Annotated in this window: 22 protein-coding genes and 1 other RNA gene; 19 read left to right on the top strand and 4 right to left on the bottom strand. The window is 66.6% G+C overall.

Annotated features, from left to right (window positions below):
- Positions 1-75: 75 nt before the first annotated feature.
- Positions 76-1,470 (bottom strand): aspartate aminotransferase family protein, encoded by a 1,395-nt coding sequence (locus BJ960_RS11025; RefSeq protein WP_121073043.1) that lies wholly within the window; start codon positions 1,468-1,470, stop codon positions 76-78.
- Between the two features lie 2 nt (positions 1,471-1,472).
- The gene (locus BJ960_RS11020) at positions 1,473-1,940 is read right to left on the bottom strand and encodes an Lrp/AsnC family transcriptional regulator (RefSeq protein ID WP_121073041.1); all 468 of its coding nucleotides are present in this window, start codon (positions 1,938-1,940) and stop codon (positions 1,473-1,475) included.
- Between the two features lie 428 nt (positions 1,941-2,368).
- Here BJ960_RS11020 and BJ960_RS11015 point away from each other — a divergent pair, with 428 nt between their 5' ends.
- The 5 genes from BJ960_RS11015 to BJ960_RS10995 all read left to right on the top strand — a co-directional run bounded on the left by BJ960_RS11015 (position 2,369) and on the right by BJ960_RS10995 (position 8,066).
- Positions 2,369-3,592: an ABC transporter substrate-binding protein gene (locus tag BJ960_RS11015; protein ID WP_185987316.1), complete on the top strand. Its 1,224-nt coding sequence runs from the start codon at positions 2,369-2,371 to the stop codon at positions 3,590-3,592.
- A 3-nt stretch (positions 3,593-3,595) separates the two neighbouring features.
- Positions 3,596-4,777 carry an ABC transporter ATP-binding protein gene (locus BJ960_RS11010; RefSeq protein ID WP_185987315.1) on the top strand — a complete coding sequence of 394 codons (1,182 nt, stop codon included), beginning with the start codon at positions 3,596-3,598 and terminating at the stop codon, positions 4,775-4,777.
- 12 nt (positions 4,778-4,789) lie between these two features.
- The gene (locus BJ960_RS11005; RefSeq protein ID WP_121073035.1) at positions 4,790-5,650 is read left to right on the top strand and encodes an ABC transporter permease; all 861 of its coding nucleotides are present in this window, start codon (positions 4,790-4,792) and stop codon (positions 5,648-5,650) included.
- Positions 5,647-6,450 (top strand): ABC transporter permease, encoded by an 804-nt coding sequence (locus tag BJ960_RS11000; RefSeq protein ID WP_121073033.1) that lies wholly within the window; start codon positions 5,647-5,649, stop codon positions 6,448-6,450. The genes BJ960_RS11005 and BJ960_RS11000 overlap by 4 nt, the downstream gene beginning before the upstream one ends.
- Before the next feature lie 197 nt (positions 6,451-6,647).
- Entirely contained in the window at positions 6,648-8,066 is a 1,419-nt protein-coding gene (locus tag BJ960_RS10995) for an APC family permease (RefSeq protein ID WP_185987314.1), read from the top strand.
- A gap of 97 nt (positions 8,067-8,163) precedes the next feature.
- Here the strand turns inward: BJ960_RS10995 and yczE are convergent, their stop codons facing one another.
- Positions 8,164-8,829 (bottom strand): membrane protein YczE, encoded by a 666-nt coding sequence (gene yczE, locus BJ960_RS10990; protein ID WP_185987313.1) that lies wholly within the window; start codon positions 8,827-8,829, stop codon positions 8,164-8,166.
- A gap of 61 nt (positions 8,830-8,890) precedes the next feature.
- Here yczE and yczR point away from each other — a divergent pair, with 61 nt between their 5' ends.
- From yczR to ssrA, 8 genes are all read left to right on the top strand, one after another.
- Entirely contained in the window at positions 8,891-10,396 is a 1,506-nt protein-coding gene (gene yczR / locus BJ960_RS10985; RefSeq protein ID WP_185987312.1) for a MocR-like transcription factor YczR, read from the top strand.
- A 26-nt stretch (positions 10,397-10,422) separates the two neighbouring features.
- Positions 10,423-11,526 (top strand): peptide chain release factor 2, encoded by a 1,104-nt coding sequence (prfB, locus tag BJ960_RS10980; RefSeq protein WP_121073546.1) that lies wholly within the window; start codon positions 10,423-10,425, stop codon positions 11,524-11,526.
- A 119-nt stretch (positions 11,527-11,645) separates the two neighbouring features.
- Positions 11,646-12,749 (top strand): cell division ATP-binding protein FtsE, encoded by a 1,104-nt coding sequence (gene ftsE / locus BJ960_RS10975; RefSeq protein ID WP_121073029.1) that lies wholly within the window; start codon positions 11,646-11,648, stop codon positions 12,747-12,749.
- Positions 12,746-13,660, top strand: coding sequence for a permease-like cell division protein FtsX (gene ftsX, locus BJ960_RS10970; RefSeq protein WP_121073027.1), 915 nt, complete (start codon positions 12,746-12,748; stop codon positions 13,658-13,660). Before ftsE ends, ftsX begins: the two co-directional genes overlap by 4 nt.
- Positions 13,661-13,819: 159 nt before the next feature.
- Positions 13,820-14,296, top strand: a complete 477-nt coding sequence (gene smpB / locus BJ960_RS10965; protein WP_119278969.1) for an SsrA-binding protein SmpB — start codon at positions 13,820-13,822, stop codon at positions 14,294-14,296.
- Positions 14,297-14,306: 10 nt separating this feature from the next.
- Complete coding sequence (locus BJ960_RS10960) at positions 14,307-15,260, top strand: GlxA family transcriptional regulator (protein WP_185987311.1); 954 nt, start codon at positions 14,307-14,309, stop codon at positions 15,258-15,260.
- Between the two features lie 148 nt (positions 15,261-15,408).
- A complete protein-coding gene (gene gap, locus BJ960_RS10955; RefSeq protein WP_185987310.1) occupies positions 15,409-16,407 on the top strand; it encodes a type I glyceraldehyde-3-phosphate dehydrogenase in 999 nt (332 codons plus the stop codon).
- A 210-nt stretch (positions 16,408-16,617) separates the two neighbouring features.
- Positions 16,618-16,989: a transfer-messenger RNA gene (ssrA, locus tag BJ960_RS10950) on the top strand.
- A 73-nt stretch (positions 16,990-17,062) separates the two neighbouring features.
- Here the strand turns inward: ssrA and BJ960_RS10945 are convergent.
- The gene (locus BJ960_RS10945) at positions 17,063-17,950 is read right to left on the bottom strand and encodes a MurR/RpiR family transcriptional regulator (RefSeq protein WP_185987309.1); all 888 of its coding nucleotides are present in this window, start codon (positions 17,948-17,950) and stop codon (positions 17,063-17,065) included.
- A gap of 134 nt (positions 17,951-18,084) precedes the next feature.
- Between BJ960_RS10945 and BJ960_RS10940 the strand changes: the two genes are divergently transcribed.
- The 6 genes from BJ960_RS10940 to BJ960_RS16740 all read left to right on the top strand — a co-directional run bounded on the left by BJ960_RS10940 (position 18,085) and on the right by BJ960_RS16740 (position 24,436).
- Entirely contained in the window at positions 18,085-19,287 is a 1,203-nt protein-coding gene (locus BJ960_RS10940) for a C45 family autoproteolytic acyltransferase/hydrolase (protein ID WP_185988260.1), read from the top strand.
- Between the two features lie 71 nt (positions 19,288-19,358).
- On the top strand, positions 19,359-20,975 hold the full coding sequence (locus tag BJ960_RS10935; protein WP_342354339.1) for an ABC transporter substrate-binding protein: 1,617 nt from the start codon (positions 19,359-19,361) through the stop codon (positions 20,973-20,975).
- 5 nt (positions 20,976-20,980) lie between these two features.
- Positions 20,981-21,934, top strand: a complete 954-nt coding sequence (locus tag BJ960_RS10930) for an ABC transporter permease (protein ID WP_119278959.1) — start codon at positions 20,981-20,983, stop codon at positions 21,932-21,934.
- On the top strand, positions 21,931-22,782 hold the full coding sequence (locus BJ960_RS10925; RefSeq protein WP_185987307.1) for an ABC transporter permease: 852 nt from the start codon (positions 21,931-21,933) through the stop codon (positions 22,780-22,782). Before BJ960_RS10930 ends, BJ960_RS10925 begins: the two co-directional genes overlap by 4 nt.
- 5 nt (positions 22,783-22,787) lie before the next feature.
- Positions 22,788-23,582: an ABC transporter ATP-binding protein gene (locus tag BJ960_RS16745; protein WP_121073013.1), complete on the top strand. Its 795-nt coding sequence runs from the start codon at positions 22,788-22,790 to the stop codon at positions 23,580-23,582.
- On the top strand, positions 23,579-24,436 hold the full coding sequence (locus BJ960_RS16740; RefSeq protein ID WP_185987306.1) for an ABC transporter ATP-binding protein: 858 nt from the start codon (positions 23,579-23,581) through the stop codon (positions 24,434-24,436). Before BJ960_RS16745 ends, BJ960_RS16740 begins: the two co-directional genes overlap by 4 nt.
- The last annotated feature ends 191 nt before the right edge of the window (positions 24,437-24,627 follow it).

Here is a 24,627-nt window from a genome sequence, read left to right as displayed (position 1 = left end):
GGGGCGGGGAGCACAGACGCAAGTGGCCCCTCCCGCGAGCGCGGGAGGGGCCACCAGACTGGGTGAGTCAGATCATTAGATCTTCGACGAAGCGTCCTTCAGAACGCTGCGGAGGATGCCGCCGATCTCAGCGAACTCAGCCGGGCCAATGGTCAGCGGCGGAGCGAGCTGGATGACGGGGTCTCCACGGTCGTCGGCGCGGCAGTACAGGCCTGCGTCCCACAGAGCGGGCGAGAGGTAGTCGCGCAGCAGGCGGTTCGACTCGGCCTCGTTGAAGGTCTCCTTGGTCGACTTGTCTTTGACAAGCTCGATGCCGAAGAAGTAGCCCTCACCGCGGACGTCACCGACGATGTCGATGTCGAGGAGCTTCTCGAGCTCGGCGCGGAACAGCGGGCTGTTCTCGCGGACGCGGCCGTTGAGGTCCTCCTCCTCGAAGATGTCGAGGTTCTCGAGTGCAGCGGCTGCAGCAGCGGGGTGGCCCGCGAACGTGAAGCCGTGGTAGAAGGTGTTGTCCTCCGAGTTGAAGGGCTCCGACACCTTGTCCGAGACGATCATCGCACCGAGCGGGACGTAGCCCGAGGTGATGCCCTTTGCAGAGGTGATGATGTCGGGCTCGTAGCCGAGCGCCTTCGAAGCGAAGAACTCGCCGACGCGGCCGTACGCACAGATGACCTCATCCGAGACGAGGAGCACGTCGTACTGGTCGCAGATCTCGCGAACGCGCTTGAAGTAGCCGGGGGGAGGCGGGAAGCAGCCACCCGAGTTCTGCACGGGCTCAAGGAACACTGCAGCAACGGTCTCGGGGCCCTCGAAGAGGATCGCCTCTTCGATGCGGTTTGCAGCCCACTGGCCGAATGCCTCGATGTCGTCCGAAGGGGCGCCCATCTCTTCAGCGCGGTAGAAGTTGGTGTTCGGAACACGGTGACCACCCGGGGTCAGCGGCTCGTAGAACTTCTTCATGTCGGGAATGCCGGTGATCGCCAGCGCGCCCTGCGGGGTGCCGTGGTAAGCGACCGAGCGCGAGATGACCTTGTGCTTCATCGGCTGGCCCTTGATCTTCCAGAAGTGCTTCGCCAGCTTGAACGCCGACTCCACAGCCTCGCCACCACCGGTGGTGAAGAAGACCTTGTTCATCTCGCCGGGAGCGTACGAAGCGAGGCGCTCCGACAGCTCGATTGCGGCGGGGTGAGCGTACGACCAGAGCGGCATGAAGTCGAGCTGCTTCATCTGCTTAGCAGCTGCGTCGACGATGCGCTGACGGCCGTGGCCGGCGTTGACAACGAACAGGCCTGCGAGGCCGTCGATGTACTCCTTGCCAGCGGCGTCGTAAATGTGGTGGCCCTCGGCGCGCGTGATGACGGGGATACCGTCGTTGAGCACCTTGCGGTTAGTGAAGTGCGGCCACATGTGGCGCTTGGCCGAAGCCTGGAGCGCAGCAGTGTCGACCGCAGCAGTCGGATCGAAAGACATGGTTATCTCGTTCCCCAGTCGTATTTTTGTTTGTTGAGTTGGAGGTAGACGAACGTCTCAGTGGCTGAGACTCCATCGATGTCCCTGATCTTGTCGTTCAGGAGCTCGATGAGACCGTCGTCGTCCTCACAGACAACCTCGGCGAGGATGTCGAAGGAGCCAGCGCTCAATACGACGTAGCTCACTTCGGACAGTTCCGCGAGGCGGTCGGCGACGACCCTGGTGTCGCCTGAAACGCGAATGCCGAGCATTGCTTGTCGGTGGAAACCGAGTCGCATCGGGTCGGTCACTGCAACAATCTGCATGACCCCGGCATCCGTGAGCTTCTGAACACGCTGCCTGACGGCGGCCTCGCTGAGACCGACCGCCTTCCCGATCTCGGCGTACGAGCGGCGACCGTCGAGCTGAAGTTGCTCAATGATCGCCTTCGACGTCGAATCGAGGGCAGGACTAGTTCGTTTGCTGCTCACGCTTCTGATTCTGACAGTTCAATCTGGAAATAGCAAAGGAATCCGTTGTTTCGGCACCAGAATTATGCGTATTTGCCCATCTGGACGCGATTGAGCTGCGGCGCGTCGGTGCGGCATCGGTGCGAAGGTGGTGCGGCGGCGGCGGTGCGGCGGCGGGTCGCGGGGGTGTCCTCTGCAAACTGTATCAACGCGCGGCCTGGTCCCAAATGAATTCCGGGTTTTTCCGGCGGATTCCGTCCCTTATGTAAGTGTTCACCGTGCGAATCGACGGCAAATCATCTGAAATGTAACTGTTTCGTGAAGATGTCGGTGAATTTACGCCTATTCGATTGGCAACCGCGGCCCCCGTATGGGATATTCGTGACTACGACACGCTGGGCTCAACGAAAGAGCCGAACGTAGCTAAATATGAGTCAAAGGAGACTTTTATGGCACGCCGTATCCCCGAAGACCCCATGATCGCCAGTATCGTGAACATGGTGCGCAGCGCGCAGTTCGACCGCCGTCAGATGCTCAAGGGCGCAGCGGTCGGAGCCGCCGGGCTCGGCGCGCTCACGCTCGCGTCGTGCGCCCCCGGAGGCGCCGGCGGAGGCGGCGGTGGCGGCGGAGAGAAGAGCCTCGTCTGGGGCAACTGGACCTACTACCTCGACTTCAACGAGGAGACCGGCTGGTACGACTCGCTCGACCTCTTCACCGAGGAGACGGGCATCGCCGTCGAATACATCGAAGACATCGACGATAACAACACGTTCTACGGCAAGATCAAGGATCAGCTCGAGCTCGGCCAGCACACCGGCTACGACGTCATCACGTTCACGGACTGGATGAATGCCCGCCTCATCCAGGCCAAGCAGGTGCAGGAGTTCGACTACGCCAACCTGCCGAACGTCACCGCGAACCTCGTTGACGCTCAGCTCAACGCGCTCGACGCTGACCAGGGCCGCAAGTTCACGATCCCCTGGCAGCTTCCCGCGTCCTGCCTGATGTGGGACACCGAGGCCGTCCCCGGCGGCATCAAGACGCTCGACGACTTCATGCAGCCCTCACTCAAGGGCAAGGTCGGCGTGCTCACGGAGATGCGCGACACGATGGGCATCATCCTCGCTGGCCTCGGCTATGACCCCGCGGGAACCTGGGGCGACAAGGAGTGGGGCGAGGCGATCCAGTGGCTCGACGACGGCATCCAGAGCGGCCAGATCAAGAACGTGAAGGGCAACTCGTACACGCAGGATCTGGAGCGCGGCGACACCCTCGCCGCGATGGTCTGGACGGGCGACGTCGTGATGATGAACGCCGAGTCGCCAGACGGCCCGCGCTGGACGATCGAGGTGCCCGAGTCGGGCGGCATGATCGCGGCCGACTCCTTCACCATTCCGAACGGAACCGAGTCGGCGAAGAAGAAGCTCGCCGAGGAGATGATCAACTTCTACTACGACCCCGAGGTGATGGCGGCCGTCGCCGACTACGTGACGTTCGTGCCGCCGGTGAAGGGCACGCAGGAGGCGATGCAGAAGCTGAATCCCGAGAACGCAGAGAACCCGCTCATCTTCCCGTCAGAGGAAGACTGGACGCGCCTGCACAGCTTCCGCTCCCTCTCGCCCGAGGAAGATAAGAAGTACTCCGCCGAGTTCCAGAAGGTGCTGGGGCTGTAACCGATGGCTGCGAGTAACTCATTCGCCGAGTCCGGCGCAGACCTCGAACTCGTCGGGATCCAAAAGCGATTCCCCGGGTTCACCGCGATCGAGCACCTCGATCTCACGATCCCCGCCGGTTCGTTCTTCGCGCTGCTCGGCCCGTCTGGCTGCGGCAAGACGACGACGTTGCGGCTCGTGGCCGGGCTCGAGGAGCCGAGCGAGGGGCAGATCAGGATCGGGGGCACGGACGTCACCGCGCTGAAGCCCCACAGGCGCCCCGTGAACACCGTGTTCCAGTCGTATGCGCTGTTCCCGCACATGTCGATCCTCGAGAACGTCGCGTTTGGCCTGCGCCGTCGGCGGATCGGCGACCCGGTGGGCAAGGCGCACGAGGCGCTCCGGCTCGTCGAGCTGGACCACGTCGCCGACCGCAAGCCGGCGCAGCTCTCGGGCGGTCAGCAGCAGCGCGTCGCGCTCGCGCGCGCCGTCGTGAACCGGCCCGCACTGCTGCTGCTCGACGAGCCGCTCGGCGCGCTCGACCTCAAGCTCCGGCGGCAGATGCAGCAGGAGCTCAAGGAGATTCAACAGGAGGTCGGGCTCACCTTCCTGCACGTCACCCACGACCAGGAGGAGGCCATGACAATGGCCGATACCGTCGCCGTGATGAACAAAGGCAGGATCGAGCAGATGGGCGCCCCGGAGGTGCTGTACGAACTCCCGAAGACGGTGTTCGTCGCGAACTTCCTCGGCCAGTCCAACCTGTTCGTTGTGCGGGTGACGGGGGAGAGCGGTGAGGCGATCCATACCTCACTGAACGGCGACCGGATCACGGTGCCGCTCGCGCGGACGGAGCGCACGTCTGGCACGATCACTGTCGGCGTGCGTCCGGAGAAGATCAGGCTCCACAGCGAGGCTCCGGAGGAGGCGGCGGGCGTCAACGCGATCGGTCCCGGCCGGATCACCGACGTCTCGTTCAGCGGCGTCAGCACCCAGTACACGGTCGAGGCGCCGGAGTTCGGGCAGGTGCAGGTGTTCGCGCAGAACGTCGAGGCTGGCCCGGCCGCGCGCCTCGGCGACGAGGTGTGGCTGAGCTGGCTCGTCGAGCACACGTTCGGCCTCGCCGACGACGAGACCAACACCGGCTCGATCACGGCCGAGTTCTCGACGCAGGCGATCGCCGCGCAGGCAGCCAGAGCCGAGTAGGGGGTCACCGCCATGGCGTTTACGGCATTCTCCGGAAACACGAAAGCGGTCGAACAGCACCCGCGCAGGCAGGGATGGGTCGTCCTTCTCCTGCTCGCGCCCGGCATCGCCTACATGCTGCTGTTCTTCGTCGCTCCCTTCATTCAGCTCGCGCTCACCGCGCTCCAGGCCCCGGCGGCCTCGGGCGGGATCGGGCAGTACGTCGCCGCCCTCGAGTTCGGCAACTACTGGACCGCGCTCAGCGAGTACTGGCCGCACCTCGTGCGCTCCTTTATCTACGCGCTGACGGCGACGATCATCGGGCTGCTCATCAGCTATCCACTGGCCTACCTCATCGGCGTGAAGGTGCGTTCGAAGCCGATGCTGCAGGGGATCCTGCTGATCCTTGTCGTCGCGCCGTTCTTCATCAGCATGCTGCTCCGCACGCTCGCGTGGAAGTCGATCCTCCCAAGCGAGCTCATCGGCACGCACTTCTCGGTGATCTTCGGTCTCGTCTACAACTTCATTCCGTTCATGGTGCTGCCGATGTTCGCGTCGCTCCAGGCGCTCGACCTGCGGCTGCTGGAGGCCGGGAGCGACCTGTACGCGTCGCCGGTGACGACGTTCCGGCGGGTCACCCTGCCGCTCTCGATGCCTGGCATCGTGTCGGGCACCCTGCTGAGCTTCATCCCGATGTCCGGCGACTACGTCGTCGCGTCGCGGGAGTTCTTGGGCGGCACGAGCACGGCGATGATCGGTAACGTCATCGAGTCGAACTTCCTGCAGACCCAGAACTATCCGATGGCGGCGGCGCTGTCGATCATGCTCATGGTGATCATTCTCGTGATGATCGCGACGTATGTGCGCAAGAGCGGGGCGGAGGATCTGCTGTGAAGAAGTTCAGTCTTGGCAAGGCGTTCGTCCCTGTCGTGGGCGCGATCGGCCTCATCTATCTGCTGCTGCCGATCGCCCATGTGATCCTGTTCTCGTTCAACGAGAAGCGCGGCCGCAACAACATCATTTGGAACGGCTTCTCGCTCGAGAACTGGCAGAACCCGTGCGGCGCCCCGCAGGTGTGTACCGCGTTCGGGAACTCGATCATGGTTGGTCTCGTGTCGACGGTCATCGCGACGGTGCTCGGGACGATGATCGCGATCGCGCTCGTGCGCTACCGGTTCAAGTTCCGCTCGACGATCAGCCTGCTCCTGTTCACGCCGATGGCGACCCCGGAGGTCGTGCTCGGCGCGGGCCTCGCCGCGCAGTTTCTGCTCGCCGGCGTCGAGAAGGGCCTCGGCACCGTGATCCTCGCGCACGTGATGTTCTGCATCTCGTACGTGGTCGTCGCGGTGAAGGCGCGCGTCGCATCGCTGAACCCGGCGATCGAGGAGGCGGGACGCGACCTGTACGCGTCTCCCGGTCAGGTGTTCTGGCGGATCACGCTGCCGATGCTCATGCCCGGCATTATCGGCGCCGCGCTCTTGAGCTTCGCGCTGTCGTTCGACGACTTCATCATCACGAACTTCAACTCGGGCACGGCGACGACGTTCCCGAAGTTCATCTACGTGTCGGCGCTCAAGGGCGTGCCCGCGCAGGCGAACGTGCTCGCGTCGATCGTCTTCATCGGGGCGCTGCTGCTCGTCATCATTGTGCAGTCAGTCAATATCAGCCGGCAGAAAAAGCTAGCAACCCGGTAACCCAACGTTCAGCTGTTCGTGTGGGATGCGCGTGAAAGCCCACTCGAACGCCGAAGATAATTCGGCGTGTCGGGTGGGCTTTTGCGTGGGGTCCCCGATGGGTGCAAGATGTTCTCCTGGCGGAACAGAATTTCGCCCCAGCAGTTGTCGCACCGGAGCGAAGAAGCCTGTGCGACTCTCGGTGTTTAGGAGAGCACATGACAAAGACGTTCACGCCCGCTGCGAAGCGCGGCGGGTCGCTCAAACGGAACCTGGGATTGTGGGCCATTGTCGGCCTCGGCCTCGGGTACATGACCCCGACCGTAGTCTTCGACACGTTCGGCCTCGTCGCTCGCGACACCGACAACGTTGTCCCTCTCGCGTACCTCGTCGCGCTCATCGTGATGATGTTCACCGCGGTCAGCTACGGCAAGATGGCCGGCGCGATCCCGAGCGCGGGCTCGGCGTACACCTACGTGCGCGAGTCAATCCACCCGAACGTCGGCTTCATGGTGGGCTGGACGTCGCTCATCGACTACCTGCTCCTCCCGATGGTGAACTGTCTCATCATCCGCAGCTACCTCGAGGCTGTCTTCCCCGGAACGCCCGGCTGGATCTGGGTGGTGCTGTACTGCATCCTCGTGACCAGCGTCATCTACCTCACGATGCGCGGCACCTCGAACCTCAACATGATCCTGCTCGTCTTCTCGATCGTCGTCATGGTTGTCTTCGTTGCCATGGTCTGGGCGCAGCTGCGGGAGGGCGACGGCGTCGGCTCGATCGCATCGACCCAGCCGTTCTTCCACGAGGGCGTGCAGATGAGCGCCGTGCTCACCGGCGCCACGATCGTCTGCTTCTCGTTCATCGGCTTTGATGCCGTCACCATGTACGTCGAGGAGGCGAAGAGCCCGAAGATCATGCCCCGCGCGATCCTGCTCACGGTCGTACTCGGCGGCGCAATCTTCCTCATCGCCGGCTACTTCACCCAGCTCCGCTTCCCGGACTGGCAGGAGTTCGCGCCCGGCGGCGACATGCAGTTCGTCGAGGACTCAACGCTGCCGCTCATCGGCCAGTTCGTCGGCGGCCCCGTGCTGCAGGCCGTGCTCACCGCCGCGGGCTTCGCGGCGACCCTCGCCTCGGGCCTCGCCTCGCACGCGTCGGTGTCGCGCATGCTGCTCGTGATGGGCCGCAACAACGTGCTCCCGAAGAAGTTCTTCGGCTACATCAACCCGAAGACCCACACCCCGACGTTCAACATTGTGCTGACGGGCGCGGTGAGCCTGCTCGCGATGGCGTTCACCCTCGAGATCATCTCTGCGTTCATCAACTACGGCGCGCTCATCGCGTTCACTGCCGTCAACGTGTCGGTCATCGCCTGGTTCGCGATCAAGCAGAAGCGCTACAAGACGCCGAAGGATTTCTTCTCGTACGTCGTCATGCCGGGCATCGGCATGATCCTCACGGGCGTCCTGTGGGCGAACCTGCACCTCGACGCGCTCATCGGCGGCGTCGCGTGGAGCGTACTCGGCCTGATTTACCTCGTGTTCCTCACGAAGGGCTTCCGGCGGAAGGTCTCGGCCTTCGACGAGAGCCAGCCGGTGACGGGCTACAACAAGGTTCCCGAGGGCGCCGAGTAACCGCGTGAACTCGCGGGGACGAGGCGCACGGGCGCCCGCGTCCCCGCCGGCACAGGGGCCGCGCAGGAGAGATCCTGCGCGGCCCCTGTGCGCGTCGCTAGCTGTTCTGGATCGCGGCGGCGCCGGCACCACCGGGCTCCGCTGCGGAATGTGCGGTCCGCCCGGCCCGTGCCGCGCGGACCTCGCGGCGCGTGACTGGGTCGAAGAACGGCAGCGTGACGCCGCAGAGCGGCCCGATGAGGAGCGCGAACGCGACGGTGCCGAGCCCGACGTTGCCGCCAAGCAGCCAGCCCGCCGCGAGCACTGTGAGCTCGACGGAGGTCCGCGCGATCCAGATGGGGGTGCCGAAACGCGCGTGGATCCCGGTCATGAGCCCGTCGCGCGGCCCCGGCCCGAGCCTCGCGCCGATGTAGATGCCGCTCGCGACGGCGAGCAGCAGCATTCCGGTCGTGAAGAACACGACGCGCAGCCAGAGCGGCCCTGGCGTCGGGAGGAGCCACAGGCCGAGGTCGATGCCGGGCCCCACGAGCAGAATGTTCAGCACGGTGCCGAGTCCCGGCCGCTGGCGCAGCGGGATCCACAGCAGCAGCACCGCGAGTCCGATGAGGTTCGTGAGGATGCCAATGCTGAGCCCGGTGCGCAGCGCGATGCCCTGTGCGAATACGGTCCAGGAGTCGACGCCGACGGCCGCCTTGATCATGAAGGCGTCGGCGATGCCGTAGAGCAGTAGGCCGGGGACGAGGCGGGCGAGTCGAGGGAGCATAGGGTCAGTCCACTCCGATTTGGCCTGGTATTCAAGAGGCCAATCTGTGTACAGTGGCCCCATGATTGCGCAGCGACTCCCTGCCAGGCGACTCGTCCAACTGCTCGGCGAGTGGCGCGGCACCGGCCACAGCTACCGCGAGCTCAGCGACAGCGTCGGGCTGCTCGTGCGCGACGGCCGGATCCCGCTCGGCACCGCCCTGCCAGCCGAGCGGCAACTCGCCGAGGCGGCGGGCGTGAGCCGTACGACCGTGGCCGCCGCCTACCAACGGCTGCGCGAGCACGGGATCGCGCAGTCGCGGCAGGGGTCGGGCACGGTGGTACGCGCGCAGCCCGCGGCGGGGGAGCGGATCGACGCCGCAGACGGGTTCGAGATCGACCTGTCTGGGGCGTGTCCAGCCCCGTGGCACGGCCTCGACGGGCTCGCGCGCGCCGCGGTCGACGCGCAGCCCGCGCTCTTTCGCGAGATCGGATTCGACACGATCGGGCGTCCCGCGCTGCGGGAGCGCATCGCCGCCAGGTACTCCGCCCGTGGCTTGCCGACCACCCCCGATCAGATCATGGTGACGCTCGGCGCGCAGCACGCGGTGTTTCTCATCGCACGCACCCTGCTCCGGCGCGGCGACCGCACGCTTATCGAGTCCCCGAGCTACCCGCACGCACGCGAAGCGCTCGCCGCGACCGGAGCGCTCGTCGCCGAGCTGCCCGTCGGGCCAGGCGCCCCAGCCGGTGCGGGCGCGACGGCCGGGCCCGCCTACGACGCCGCGACGATCCTCGACATCGCGCGGCGCACGTCGCCGCGCCTCGCCTACCTGATCCCCGATCACCACAACCCGACGGGGCAGTGCATGCCAGACGAGCTCCGCGCCGAGCTCATCGCGACGCTCACCGCTCAGGGCGCGCACATCATCGCCGACGAGACCACCGCCGAGCTCGTCCTCGGCCGGCCCCGGCCCATCCTGCCGTTCGCGGCAGCCGCAACGCAGCCGCACCAGCAAGACTCGGTCATCACGGTCGGGTCCCTCGGCAAGACCGTGTGGGGCGGGCTCCGGATCGGGTGGATTCGTGCGACGCCGGATCTCATTGCCAGGCTCGAAACCTCGCGCAGGATCGGGGACCTCGGCACCGGCAGCTGGGAGCAGGTCGTCGCCGGTCACGCGCTCGACCGCTACGACGAGATCCTTGCCGACCGTACGACCGAACTCACCGCGCGTCACCGCGTGCTCTCCGAGCAGCTCGCCGCGCACCTGCCCGGGTGGACGATGCCGAGCGTCCCGGGCGGCGTGTGCGCCTGGGTTGATCTCGGCGGACCGCACTCCACGCGGCTGAGCCGCGAGGCGGCGCGGCTCGGTGTGCGGATTCCGCCCGGATCGCAGTTCGGCAGCCCCGGGGTGTTCGAGCGGTTCGCCAGGATCCCGTTCTCTGCGGAGCCCGCGGTCCTCACGGACGCCGTCGCCCGGCTCCGCCTCGCCTGGGACCGCGCCGCCGGCCCGGCGAGCGTCGGTGTGGCCGCCCGCGGTGCCGCAGCGGGGATCCTGGCCGGTGACGCGCTCGCCGCCGTGATCTAGCCGCGAGCGGAGTAGACTTGACGATCATGCTTGAACAGGACTTCGCCGCACGGATCCGCTCGCTCCGTTCCACGTACGCCGACATCGCCGAGGTCACCGACCTGCCGAAGCTCGACCGCGAGATCGCCGAGCTCGAGGCGCAGGCGGCCGCGCCCGATCTGTGGGACGATCCGGCGGCCGCGCAGGTCGTGACGAGCGGGCTGTCGCACCGCCAGGCGCGCGTGCGGAAGGTGCGTGGCGTCGAGTCGCGCATCGACGACGTCGAGGTGCTCGCTGAGCTCGCCGAGGAGGCCGGCGACGCCGACACCGAGGCCGAGGTGCTCGCCGAGCTCGCCGCCATCGAGACGCTCATTCAGGATCTCGAGGTGCAGACGCTGCTCTCCGGCGAGTACGACGCCGAATCCGCGGTCATGACGATCAGGTCGGGCGCCGGCGGGGACGACGCGACTGACTTCGCGGAGATGCTGCTGCGGATGTACCTGCGCTGGGCCGAGGATCGCGGCTACCCGACGAAGGTCCTCGACACCTCGTACGCCGAGGGCGCTGGCATCAAGTCGGCGACGATCGAGATCGACGCACCGTACGCGTTCGGCACGCTGTCGGTCGAGGCTGGCACGCACCGCCTCGCGCGCATCAGCCCGTTCGGCTCGGCCGACAAGCGCCAGACGAGTTTCGCCGCGGTCGAGGTCATCCCGTTGCTCGCCGAGGCGACCGAGGTGGAGATTCCGGAGACCGACATTCGCGTGGACGTCTACCGGTCGAGCGGCCCCGGCGGTCAGTCGGTCAACACGACCGACTCCGCCGTGCGTATCACGCACATTCCCACGGGCATCGTGATCTCGATGCAGAACGAGAAGAGCCAGATCCAGAACCGCGCCGCAGCGATGCGCCTGCTGCAGGCGCGGCTGCTCATCCTGCAGCGCGAGGAGGAAGCGGCGAAGAAGAAGGAGCTTGCGGGCAACATCACCGCGAGCTGGGGCGACCAGATCCGGTCGTACTTCCTCTACGGCCAGCAGCTCGTGAAGGATCTGCGCACCGGGCACGAGTCGACCCAGCCCGACGCGGTGTTCGACGGCGATCTCGACGGCTTCATCGCCGCTGGCATTCGCTGGCGTTCGCTGAACAAGTAGCGCCGGCCGCCGCGGCCGCATAGGCCGTTCCGTGCTGGCGCAAAGGTTCCCGAGAATGCGCGGAATTCGCGCGCGCCTCAGCCGGTATTCACCAAACGCCGCGTAGTCTCTGTGGCGTTATGATCCTCTTTGAAAACGTCACCAAGAAGTACCGTGGCACGCAAAAGCCCGCGCTCGATTCGGTGGATCTCAAGATCGACCGCGGCGAGTTCGTCTTCATCGTCGGCGCGTCGGGCTCCGGCAAATCGAGTTGCCTGCGGCTCATTCTGCGGGAGGATCGTCCGACGTCGGGGCAGATCCATGTCGCCGGTCAGGATCTCAGCAAGATTTCCTCGCGCAAGGTGCCGTACTTCCGCCGCGGCCTCGGCACCGTGTTCCAGGACTTCCGGCTGCTCGCGAACAAGACTGTGTTCGACAACGTCGCGTTCACCCTGCAGGTCATCGGCAAGTCCCGCGGCTACATTCAGGAGGCGGTGCCCGACACCCTCGAGATGGTGGGGCTCACCGGCAAGGCGAAGCGGTTCCCGCACGAGCTCTCGGGCGGCGAGCAGCAGCGCGTGGCGATTGCGCGCGCCATCGTTAACAAGCCCGCGATCCTGCTCGCCGACGAGCCGACGGGCAACCTTGACCCGGCGACGAGCCTCGGCATCATGCAGCTCCTCAAAGCGATCAACGCCTCGGGAACCACGGTCGTCATGGCGACGCACGAGGCGACCTTCGTTGACATCATGCAGCAGCGCGTGGTCGAACTCTCGCAGGGCCTCGTCGTGCGCGACGACGTCGAGGGCGGCTACGGCCACACCGCGTCGATCCCGATCGCGGAGCTCACCGACACCGGCGCCCGCGTGCTCCGCACCTCCGAGGAGGTCGTGCGTCAGGCGCTCGCTCCCGACATCGAGCGGCTGCGCGCGCAGGACGCGGCGGCTGCCGCCGAGCCCGGCGACGTCGAGATCCAGCTGCCCGACGCGATGCCGTCGGCCGCCGCAGAACCGGCAGTCGACCCGATCATGGAGGACGCCGCCGAGCCGCTCGCGACCCGGCTCGACGACAGCGCCGACCTGGACGTGCCGCCGCCACCGGACGAGGCGGTGCCAGGCAAACGGATACCGTCGTTCCTCGAACCCGATGTCGAGAGCACGGTGCAGGTAGCGGAAGCGGGCGGATTCGCGGAGCGACTCGGCCTCAGCGATGACGATCAGGGGAATGTGGGGCCGACCCGATGAGATTTAGGCTCGTAATGGGAGAGGTCTGGAGCGGCCTGCGCCGCAACCTCTCCGTCGTGATCTCCGTGATCCTCGTGACGTTCGTGTCGCTGACGTTCGTCGGCGCGGCGATTCTCATGCAGCAGCAGGTGCAGCAGATGAAGTCGTTCTGGTACGACCGCGCCCAGGTCGCGGTCTACCTGTGTACCTCGCACGATCGCAGCGCGACGTGTGACGGCACCGACGCGGGGGAGGACGAGATCGCCGCCGTGGAGGAGGCGCTCGGGTCCGAGGTGCTCGCGCCGTACATCGACGACTACTTCTTCCTCGACCACGACCAGGCGTATGAGGAGTTCGCGAAGCAGTTCGAGGGCAACCCGATCCTCGACGTCACGAGCCCCGACCAGCTCAACCAGACGTACTGGGTGAAGCTGAAGGACGCGGCGAAGTCGCAGATCATCCTCGAGACGTTCACCGGGATCCCCGGCGTGCAGAGCGTGAAGGATCAGCAGAGCCTCCTCGACCGGATCTTCCTCTTCCTCGGCGTCGCGAGCTACACCGCGATCGGGATCGCCGGGCTCATGCTCATCGCGGCGATGCTGCTCATCTCGACGACGATCAGGCTCTCCGCCTTCTCCCGAAGACGCGAGATCGGGATCATGCGTCTCGTCGGCGCGTCGAACAGATTCATCCAGACCCCGTTCATACTCGAGGGCATCATCGCGGCGCTCATCGGCGCGGTCCTTGCTGGGGCCGCTTCCGTCGCGATCGTGAAGTTCTTCGTGCAGGGGTTCCTCGTGAAGGAAGTGCCGTTCACGAGCTACATCACCGTCGAGCAGTCGCTGATCGTGCCCCCGATCCTGATCGCCCTTGGCGTGATCCTTTCGGCGATCGCCGCAAAGATCGCGATCACCAGGTACCTGCGCGTCTGACGTGACGACCGCCCGGTCCCGCCCCGCTCCGCCTGGCATCGCGCCTGCGCGGGCGGGGCGCCGCGGCGTCTTGCGGCGCGGGTTCGCGCCGTTCGGGGTGGCTCCGGTAGGCTGGATCCTTGCGTAACCACGCGCACCAGACGCAGAGAGGGAGTGAAGATGCCCAAGGAGACCGGTGAGAAGCTCATCGCTTCGAACAAGAAGGCGCGCCACGACTACCTCATCCTCGACACGTACGAGGCCGGCCTGGTGCTGACGGGGAGCGAGGTGAAGTCGCTCCGCATGGGGCGGGCCTCGCTCGTCGATGGTTACGTCTTCATCGACCGGGGCGAGGCGTGGCTCGACGCCGCCTACATCCCGGAATACCTCAACGGCTCGTGGACGAACCACGCGCCGCGCCGCAAGCGTAAGCTCCTGCTCCACCGCAAGCAGATCGACAAGCTGCACGAGAAGACCCGCGAGGGCGGCATGACGATCGTGCCGCTGCGGCTGTACTTCCTCGACGGCCGCGTGAAGGTCGAGATCGCGCTCGCGAAGGGCAAGCGCGAGTTCGACAAGCGGCAAACGCTCCGCGAGCAGCAGGATAAGCGCGAGGCTGAACGGGCGATGCGGCAGCGCAACCGCGGTGCTGAGTAGGTCGCAGGCCATGGGGGATCGTCTGCGCAAGGTCGCCGTCGTCATTCTGGACGGCGCGAAACCGCTCGACGTTGGAATCCCAGCCCAGGTCTTCACCACGCGGCCCAGCATGCCGTACGAGGTGCGCGTGTGCGGTGTCGAACCGGGACTCGTCTCGGGCGGTGACGGGCTGTCGTACGCCGTCGAGCACGGCCTCGAGGCACTCGAAGAGGCCGAGCTGATCTTCATCCCCGGCTACCGCCACCCGGACCGCGAGGAACCCCCGGCCGCGCTCGTCGGCGCCCTGCGTGCGGCCCACGATCGGGGCGCGCGCCTCGCGGCGATCTCGACGGGGGCCTTCGCGCTCGCGGCGACCGGGCTGCTCGACGGCAAGCGCGCGACGACGCACTGGCACTACTCGCGCATCTTCGCCGAGCGCTTTCCGCGCATCCAGGTGAACGAGAGCGTGCTGTTTGTCGACGAGGGATCGGTGCTCACCTCGGCGGGCGCCGCCTCCGGGATCGACCTCTGCCTGCACATCCTGCGCGGCGACCTCGGGATGGCGACCGCGAACCACGCCGCGAGGCGCCTCGTGGCGGCCCCGTACCGCTCGGGCGGGCAGGCCCAGTACGTGCGCAGGAGCGTGCCGCCGACGATCGGCGAGCGGTTTTCCGCGACCCGGGAGTGGGCGCTCACGCACCTCGACGACCAGCTCACCATCGAGTCCCTGTCGCGACACGCGAACGTCTCGCCGCGCACGTTCTCGAGGCGCTTCCGCGAGGAGACCGGGTACACGCCGATGCAGTGGGTGATGCGGGCCCGGATCGATCTCGCGCGCGAGCTGCTCGAGAACACCGACTTCGGGATCGACGAGATCGCCCTCACCGTCGGCCTCGGGTCGGGCGCGAATCTGCGGCAGTTCTTCCGTCGCGTGCTCGGCACGACACCGAGCGAGTACCGGCGCACATTCACCGCGGGGGAGTAGCGGTCGGGGCAGAGTTCCCGGCGCGCCGGCGCGGGCGAGCCCTGCTGGCGTAATCCTTTCGCGAGTGGGCGTTATTGCCACTTGATGGACTTTCGATTTCTCTTGAGAATGGTCTTAGTACCCCAAGAAGTCCGAGAAAGATGGATAAATGACCTCTCGTATTGCTATCAACGGTTTTGGCAGGATTGGCCGCGGCCTGCTCCGCGCGATCCTCGAACAGGGCAGCGATCTCGACCTCGTTGCAGTGAACGACCTCGGCGACGGCGACGCGCTTGCGCAGCTGTTCAACTTCGACTCCGTCTACGGCCGCGCCAAGGATCGCATGCGCTTCGAGGACGGCTACCTCATTGTCGGCGACCGCAAGATCCAGATCCTGGCCGAGCGCGAGCCCGCGAAGCTGCCCTGGGGCGAGCTGAACATCGACGTCGTCGTTGAATCGACCGGTCGCTTCACGAACGCGAAGGACGCGGCGCTCCACCTCGAGGCTGGCGCGAAGCGCGTGCTCGTGAGTGCCCCCTCGAAGGGCGCAGACGTGACGATCGCTCGCGGCGTCAACCAGGACGCGTACGACCCCGAGAAGCACCGCGTCATCTCGAACGCGTCCTGCACGACGAACGCGCTCGCGCCCGTTGCGCAGGTGCTCAACGACCTCGCCGGCATCGAGCAGGGCTTCATGATGACGGCCCACGCCTACACCGGCGATCAGAGCCTCGTCGACGGCCCGCACAAGGACCCGCGTCGTGCGCGCGCCGCCGCGCTGAACATCGTGCCCTCGTCGACCGGCGCCGCCAAGGCCATCGGCCTCGTGCTCCCGGAGCTTGACGGCAAGCTCCAGGGCGACTCGCTCCGTGTGCCCGTGCCCGTCGGGTCGATCGTTGAGCTCACGGCAATCGTGAAGCGAGACATCACCCGCGACGAACTGCTCGCCGCGTTCAAGGAAGCCGCAGAGGGGCGCCTTGAGGGTGTGCTGGCATACTCCGAGGACCCGCTCGTGTCGAGCGACATCGTTGGCGACCCGCACTCATCGATCTTCGACTCCGAACTCGCAAAGGTCGAGGGCAAGCTCGTGAAGGTGTCTGCCTGGTACGACAACGAGTGGGGCTTCTCGAACCGCGTCGCAGAGACGCTTGAGTTCCTCACACGCTAGCAACTCAGCGGCTTCGCGATTGAGCGGGTGGGCCGGAACCGGCCCACCCGCTCTGCGTGGAGCCGACGCATTCGCCCTCGGCGCAACTGGCGAGGCTGCGCGCCAACGGGTCGCCGTGGTAGTCTGTAGGGCCTGGCATGCCCAGGAACCTTGAGAATTCAACAGTGTGTGATGCGATTGTTCGCGGGTGGTGTACTCACCCGCACAGACGGGGCCGATCGGTTTCGACACGTCGATTTGAGACTGTGAGAAGCGGGCCGAGGACGCGGAGTTATCTCGTAAACGCCCTTCGCAACCAATAGGTGCCACTTCTAAGCGCACCGACTTCGCTCTCGCTGCCTAAGCACGAGACCGAGTCCGTCAGGCCGGGTGTGCCTCCGCCCCGGTTTCCTGGCGTCATTTAGGGGGCTTGCTGGCGCGTTGTGTCTCAGGGCGCGCCGGGACTTGCACTGAGACTGGGCCTGTCATCCTAGGTGTTCGTGACAAAGAATGGGGCCGAGTAGAACGTTTTCACGAACTACGCTCGTAGAAGGCATGGAATCGTCGAAGTGGACCGGGGTTCAATTCCCCGCGGCTCCACGAACACGACCATCACACACTGGATTCTCAACAGAAAGGCCGCCCCTCGGGGCGGCCTTTCTGCGTCTGCGCCGCGCTAGTACCCGAGCTGTGCGCGGAGCTCGTTGAGTTCCTGGGACGCCACGAGGGCCTTGTCTGGTCCCACTGCGACGATCCCTTGGACGAGGACGTCAGCGATGAGGATCCCGATGAGGCCCTCCGCGGTGATCCCGGTCGGGGTATGAGGCGCCGCGAGGGTTGCGGTCACCCGATCCGCCAGGGCCTGTCTGAGCTCGTCGGTCACGAGGAGCGTCTTGGCCCCGACCTGGTTGGCGCGGTCGAGGATCGCCTCGATATCCCGGGTGACGCGCCCCGGCGCGAATACCGCGATGGCGTCGTGCGCTCCGAGGCCAAGCAACTCGTCGGCAAGGCGGAAACCGTCGACTGTCAGGCGCCTCGTCGAGACGCCAGTTCGGCGGAGCCGCAACGCGAGGTGCTCGGCGGCGATGCCCGACGCGCCAAGACCGTAGCAATACACCGTGCGCGCGTGGATGAGCACGTCGATCGCGGCCGAGTAGTCGGCGTCGGTGTTCCCCTGCGCGGCGAGGGAGAGGAGCGACTCTGCCTCTTTCCACACCTCCTGTTGGATCGTGGCGAGATTCTGGCCGAGGTATTCGATGCGCTGCTTGAGCCGCACCTCGGGCGCGACGGCAGTGGTGAATGGTGCCGCCACCTCCTGCTTGAGCTCGGAGAGACCCGCGTAACCGAGTGACTGCAACGTGCGGATGACCGTCGCGTTCGACGTGCGCGACTCCGTGCCGAGGTCGGCGGCGCTCGCGTAGAGCAGGTGTTCCGCCGAGGATCCGGTGAGCGTCGCGCACACTGCTCGTTCCGCGCGGGAGAGGCTGTCCCAGCGTTCGGCGATGCGCGCGCGCAGCCGAGTGAGGCCCGGGTTTTCCGTATCGGTTGTTACAAAGGCTTCCATGTATGTATCATCTATTCTGGAACGAGGAGTTCTTGTAATGCTTGTTCCAGTTATCATCCCCTGTTGGAGCGCCCCGGCGCAAGACCAACGCCCCGCACCGCAGTATCTGCCAAAGGAGTCCCCGAGTGAGCGCAATGCCCATCCGCACGATTGAAATCAGCGGCACGCCGCGTGAGCGCGGACGCCAATACGGGGAGGCCGCTGCCGATCTCATTGAGGGCGCGATCGGCTACTACGAGGCGGCGCTCACCCAGCAGACCGGAATGAGCTGGGCGGCAATCACTGACTCAGTGAAGCGGTGGCTGCCGGTGTGCGAGCAGCATGCGCCGCACCTCGTCGAGGAGATGCAGGGCATCGCGGACGGCTCCGGCCGCAGCTTCGAGGAGATCCTGACGCTGAACGTGCGCGGCGAGTTCGTCTACAACCACCAGGCCGACCGGGCCGCGCAGGTGACCACGGCCGATCCGACCGACGATGACGAGCGCGATCCGGCTGACGGCTGCACCTCGTTCTTCCTCACCGGCGCAGCGTCGGGCACCGGGCACACCCTCGTCGGGCAGAACTGGGACTGGCGCACCCTCACTGCCGACACCACCCTCATCGTGCGCATCGTGCAGGATCCGCTTCCGACGGTCATCATGCAGGTCGAAGCCGGGCAGGTCGGTCGGCACGGCGCGAACTCCGCGGGCATCGCCCTGAACGCGAATGGTCTCGGCGGTAGCTTCGGTAACGACATCGGCCTGCCGCAGACACTCATTCGCAGGCTCGTGCTCGACAGCTCCGAGCTCGCCGCCGCGCTCAAGATCCTCGTGAAGGTGCGGCCGCACATTGCCAGCAACGCGCTGCTCGCGCACCGCAGCGGGTACGGGATCGACCTCGAGACGACCCCGGAGGGCGTCGACTGGATCTTCCCCGAGGACGGCCGCATCGCGCACACGAATCACTTCCAAGCGTCAGTGCCGCCCCAACTCGCAGGCAAGTACCGGCCAGTGTCGGCGGACTCGCTCCTGCGGCTACCGCGGGTGACCGCGGGCCTCGCCGCTGTCGCCGCAGCGACGACGCCAGCAGAGAGCGCAGAGCTCGTCCGGGCAGCGATGTCGGATCACCTCGGGTTCCCCGAGGGTGTCTGCACCCATCCGAACCCCGAGGCGCCGCCGCTGAAGCAGTGGTCGACGCTGCTCTCGAGCTGCGTGAACCTCACGACGGGGGAGTACCTTATCGCCGCGGGCTTCCCGTGCGAGACCCCGTATGTCGCGCTGCCGTGGAACCTCTACGACGGCCCCCGATTCGACGATGCCGGACCCGGCACCGCCCGCCCCACAACTCGTTCTCACTAACCATCCACCCACGCAAGGAGGCGTACCCTATGAGCGCGAAACGGCACCAAGCCCGCACTCTCACACTCGCAGTGAGTGCCGTCACACTGACGGCGCTCGCACTGACAGGCTGTTCCGCGAGCGGCCCAAGCTCTGCGACCTCGGACGATCCGGCGGCGGACGTGCCGTTCGGCCCGAGTACCCCGGCGGCGGCAGGGCCGCTCGCCTCGGTGACATGGATGCTCGGCGGTGAGCCGACGACCCTCGACGCGGACATCGACGCGACGACGGCCGACGACACCGTGCTCGCCAACGTCTGCGACAGGCTGATGCAGGTGCAGCCCGACCTGTCGCTCGGCGAGGGCATCGCCGAATCGGCGGAGTGGATCGACGACACCCACGTCGTCTTCACGATCCGCCAGGGCGCGGAGTTCCATGACGGCAGCCCCCTCACGACCGACGATGTCCTCTGGAGCATGCAGCGCCACGCGGCCGAAGGCGCCGCCGAGTCCGACGAGTACGGCAACGTCGTCGACATGCAGAAGACCGGAGACAACGAGATCACCGTCACGACGAGCCAGCCCGACGCGATCTTCGTGCAGGCGATGGCCGGCGACGGCGGCATCGTGTGGAACCCGCGCGTCATCGAGGCGGAGGGCGACAAGTTCGGTAAGCCCGGCAGCGCCTCCGCATGCAGCGGGCCGTACGAGGTGACGAGCTGGGACGCTGGCGCGCAGCTCACCATCACCAAGGCCGCGAACTACTGGAACCCCGACCGTGCCGGGCTCGTCGACGAGATCGTGTTCCGGTGGGCCGACGAATCTGCAATCGTGAACTCGCTCACGACGGGTGAAGCCCAGGGCGCGTTCCTCGAGAACGCCGCCGGCGCGAAGGCGTTCCTCGCGAGCGACTCGGTCGGCGTCTTCCAGGGCCCATCCACGAACGCGTGGGTACTCGAGTCGACCGCAAAGGGTGCGCTCACCGACGAGCGGCTCCGCCAGGCGCTGTCGCTGTCGCTCAACCGCGAGGGCATCGCACAGTCGGCATTCGGCGGGCTCGCCGAGCCGTGGAAGACCCCCGTTGGCGCGGGCGCCTGGGGCTACGAGCAGGACGCGTTCCAGGCCGCATACGACGCCCTCGAGGGTGCGCCCGCTGAGCCCAGTGACGACGACATCGCCGCCGCGAAGGCGCTCGTCGACGAGGCCGGTGCACCCGCCGACCCGATCGTCGTCGCCTCGAACGGCTCCTCCGCGCACAACGTCATCGCCAACGCGCTCGTCGACGCGGCGAGCAAGATCGGCCTGAGCGCCGAGATCCTCACCGTTCCCGCCGTGCAGTACGGCGACCTCTACAGTGACGAGGCGCTCCGAAATCAGGCCGACCTCTGGCCCGATGAGTACTACATCTCGAAGAACGACCCGATCGGGTTTTACAAGAACGGCAAGAGCGACGCGGGCGTGAACTTCGTCGGCTTCTCTGACCCCGAATACGACGCCCTCGTCGCCGAAGGCTACGCGGCAACTGATGACGCCGAGCGCGCCGGGATCGCGATCAAGCTCCAGCAGAAGTGGGTCGACCACGCAGTGTGGCTGCCGGTCGTCGCCACCCCCGCGACGCTCGTCATGTCAAACGATGTCACCGGCGTTCCCTCGTCGGCGGCGTTCATCTACTACCCCTGGGCAGCCGACCTCGGCAGCACGGAGGGCTAAGCGCAATGCCCCACGCAATCCGTAAGCTCGCCGGCATGCTTGTCACGCTGGTGATCGCTTCCTTCATCATCTTCGCTGCGATGTTTGCGGCGCCGGGTGACCCCGTCACATTCCTGATCGGGAACCCCGAAAACATGACCCCGGAGCGGATTGCGAGCGTCCGGGCCCAGTACCACCTGGACCAGCCGATGCTGGCGCAGTACTGGCACTGGGCCTCGGGCGCCCTCACCGGAAACTTCGGTGAATCGTTCAAGTACCACCAGCCCGTCGCCGACATCATGGCGGCCCGGATCCCGACCACGCTGTCGCTCGTCGCATACGCCGCGGTGCTGCTTGTCATCTTCGGGATTGGCCTGGGCGTCGTCGCGGCGGTCCGCCGCCGGACCGCCGTCGACTCGCTCATCGTCAGTGGCACGACACTCGCCGCGAGCATCCCATCGTTTGTGCTCGGCATCGCCCTCGTCGCGCTGTTCTCGGTGCAGCTCCGCTGGTTCCCGGTGGCAGGCATCGGCAGCGGCGGCGTCGGGGCGCAGCTCTATCACCTCACGCTGCCGGCGCTCACCCTCGCGATCACGGCCCTCGCGATCGTCAGCCGTGTCACGCGCCAGACGATGATCGAACAGTTCACGTCCGAGCATGTCGAGGCGGCGCGCGCGACAGGCTTGCGCGAGCGGTTCATCGTGCGCGACCACGTGCTGCGCAATGCCTGGGGTCCGATCATTACCATGGTCGCCCTGGTCATCGCATCGATGATCGCCGGAACCGTCGCCGTCGAGACGGTGTTTGGCCTCTCCGGCGTTGGGTCCCTGCTCGTCGACGCGATTAACACCCACGACTTCCCAGTCGTGCAAGCAGTGCTCCTGTTCATGGTGGTGGCATACATGATCGTGACCACCGTGGTTGACCTGCTGCTTCCAGTGCTCGATCCCCGAATCTCAGCGAAGGTGGCCACGCGATGACCGCGCTCCTCCCTCCACGGCTCCGCAAGCGCACCGCGCGGCAGAGCAGCCCGTTCTCGTTCTGGCTGTCGGCGGGCTTCCTCGCGGTCGTCGCCCTTGTCGCGGTGCTTGGCCGATTCCTCGCGCCGTACGCGCCCGAGGAGATTGATTTTGCCGCGCTCTGGGGCTCACCGTCCGCGGCCCACCTGCTCGGCACCGACCAGATGGGACGAGATCTGCTGTCGCGCATCATGACGGGCACCGCAGATACGCTCGTCGGGCCGATTGCGCTGCTTGCGATCGCGACCGTGCTCGGCGTCACGATCGGCATGCTGGCCGCGTGGCGCGGCGGCTGGGTCGACACGCTGCTCGCCCGCATCACCGACGTGATGTTCGCGTTTCCTGGGCTGCTCTTCGTCGTGCTCGTGATCGCTGTCTTCGGCAAAGGTCCGGTCACGGCGGTGGTCGCGCTCGCCCTCGCGTACACGCCGGTGATTGCGAAGTTCACGAGATCCCTCGCGTTGAGCGAGATCTCGAAGGCGTACATCGACGCGTACCGCACCCAGGGAATGGGCGGGCTCGCGATCTGCGTCCGCGGCGTCGTTCCGAACCTGCTGCCGCCGCTCGTCGGCTACCTCGTCGTGCTGTTCGGCGAAGCGCTTATGAGCATCGCGACCCTGAGCTTCCTCGGCTTCGGCGCGCAGCCACCGAGCTCCGAATGGGGCCTGATGGTGCAGGAGGGGCAGGCCGGAATCGTGCAGGGACACTTCCTGCCGACGCTCATTCCAGGCGCCGCGATCGCGCTCGTCGTGATCGCGGTGAACGTTGTCGGTGTTCGCATCGCAGACCGGCTGCTGGCAAGAAAGTAGGGACCATGCTGCTGCAGATCGAAAACCTATCATTGAGCTTCGCGGGCGACGACGGCCCGATCCCCGTGCTGCGCGGGGTGAGCCTCAACGTCGACCGCGGCGAACTCGTCGGCCTCGTCGGCGAGTCCGGCTCCGGGAAATCAACAACCGTTCGTGCCGCGCTCCGCCTGTACGGCGAGGAGGCCGAGCTTGGCGGAAGCGTGCGGATCGACGGGCAGGAGATGCTCGGCGCCGACCCGGCGACGCTCAGGCGCGTGCGCGCGGACGACACCGCACTCGTGCAACAGGATCCCCGTGCCGCGCTGAACCCCGTGCGCCGCGTGGGGGATTCGCTCACCGAGCGGCTCATCCGCGTGCACGGCCGACCCCGCGCCGAAGCTCACGACACCGTGCGGGAACTGCTCACCGCCGTCGGGCTCACCCACCCCGAACGCCGAATGCGGCAGTACCCGCACGAGATGTCAGGCGGCATGCTGCAGCGCGTCGTCATAGCCGGTGCGCTGAGCACGCACCCATCGCTCATCTTCGCCGACGAAGCAACGAGTGCGCTCGACGTGACGACCCAGGCCGAGGTCATCGCGATCGTGCAACGCCAGATTCGCGAGCGCGGCCTCGGCGTGCTGTTCATCACTCACGACCTGCACCTTGCCGCGGCAATCTGCGACCGGGTGCACGTGCTCAAGCACGGAGAAATCGTCGAATCGCTCGCTGGCGACCGTCTCTTCGCCGACGCAACACACCCGTACACGCGCTCGCTCATTTCCGCGGCGCCAACGATGACGCGAGGGAGCGCCGCATGAGTCTTGTCGAAGTATCCGAACTGCACCGGGTGTTCAGGCTCGGCAGCAGAGGGCGGGCCTCGGCCGCCGACGTGACCGCGGTGAACCGCGTGAGCTTCTCGATCGACCGGGGAGAATCAGTGGGGCTCGTCGGCGAATCGGGATCGGGCAAGTCCACGATCGCCCGCATCCTCGTCGGCCTCGAACGGCCGGACTCCGGCGAGGTCCGGCTCGGCGGTGTCGACAGGCTCGCGCCAGCGCGGGGTCGCGAGGCGCGGCTCGCGCGCGCCCGTGCGGTGCAGATGGTATTTCAGGATCCGAACGGCTCACTCGACCGGCGGCTCACCGTCGCAGAGACCCTCGGACGGGCGATGCGCCTGCACGGGATTGCGGCGTCCAGCGCTGACGCGCGCACTCGCACACTCGCGCTGCTCGATCGTGTTGGCCTGTCCGAGCGCCACGCGGATGCGAAGCCACACGAGCTCTCTGGAGGGCAGCGACAGCGCGTCGCGATTGCGCGTGCACTCGCCGTCGAGCCCGAACTGCTCGTGCTCGATGAAGCCGTGTCGGCACTCGACGTATCGGTCCAAGCCCAGGTGCTCGACCTGCTCTCGGACATTCGGCAGGAGACCGGCGTCGGGTACCTGTTCGTGAGCCACGACCTCGCGGTCATCCAGGAGGTCTGCGACCGCGTGCTCGTGCTCTACCGCGGGACCGTGGTCGAGGAAGGGACGACAGCCGAGGTGCTTGGGGCGCCCGAGCACGCGTACACGAAGCTGCTCATCTCGTCGACGCCGGGCCCCGGCTGGGACCCGGAGCGGGTCGTGCGCGACCGCATGAGTTTCACCCAGGCGATCGCGCTCGACCAGGTTTAGCCAGCGGGGGAGCGGCATGTCGGCTCTGGCGCCGCTCTGGCCCCAGCCTCTGACGCTCTGGACTTGACGCGGATCCTGCCCCCCCCCGCTCTGGCCTCAGCACTTCGTATGTGATCTGCGGAATATATGCCGCGAGAGCGGGGGATTGGCATTGGGAGTGTCGATCGCATTGGGTGTGCGCGCGACGGCCC

The organism is Leucobacter aridicollis (assembly GCF_013409595.1).
Taxonomy (GTDB): domain Bacteria; phylum Actinomycetota; class Actinomycetes; order Actinomycetales; family Microbacteriaceae; genus Leucobacter; species Leucobacter aridicollis.
This window is presented reverse-complemented; position numbering and strand designations above follow the sequence as displayed.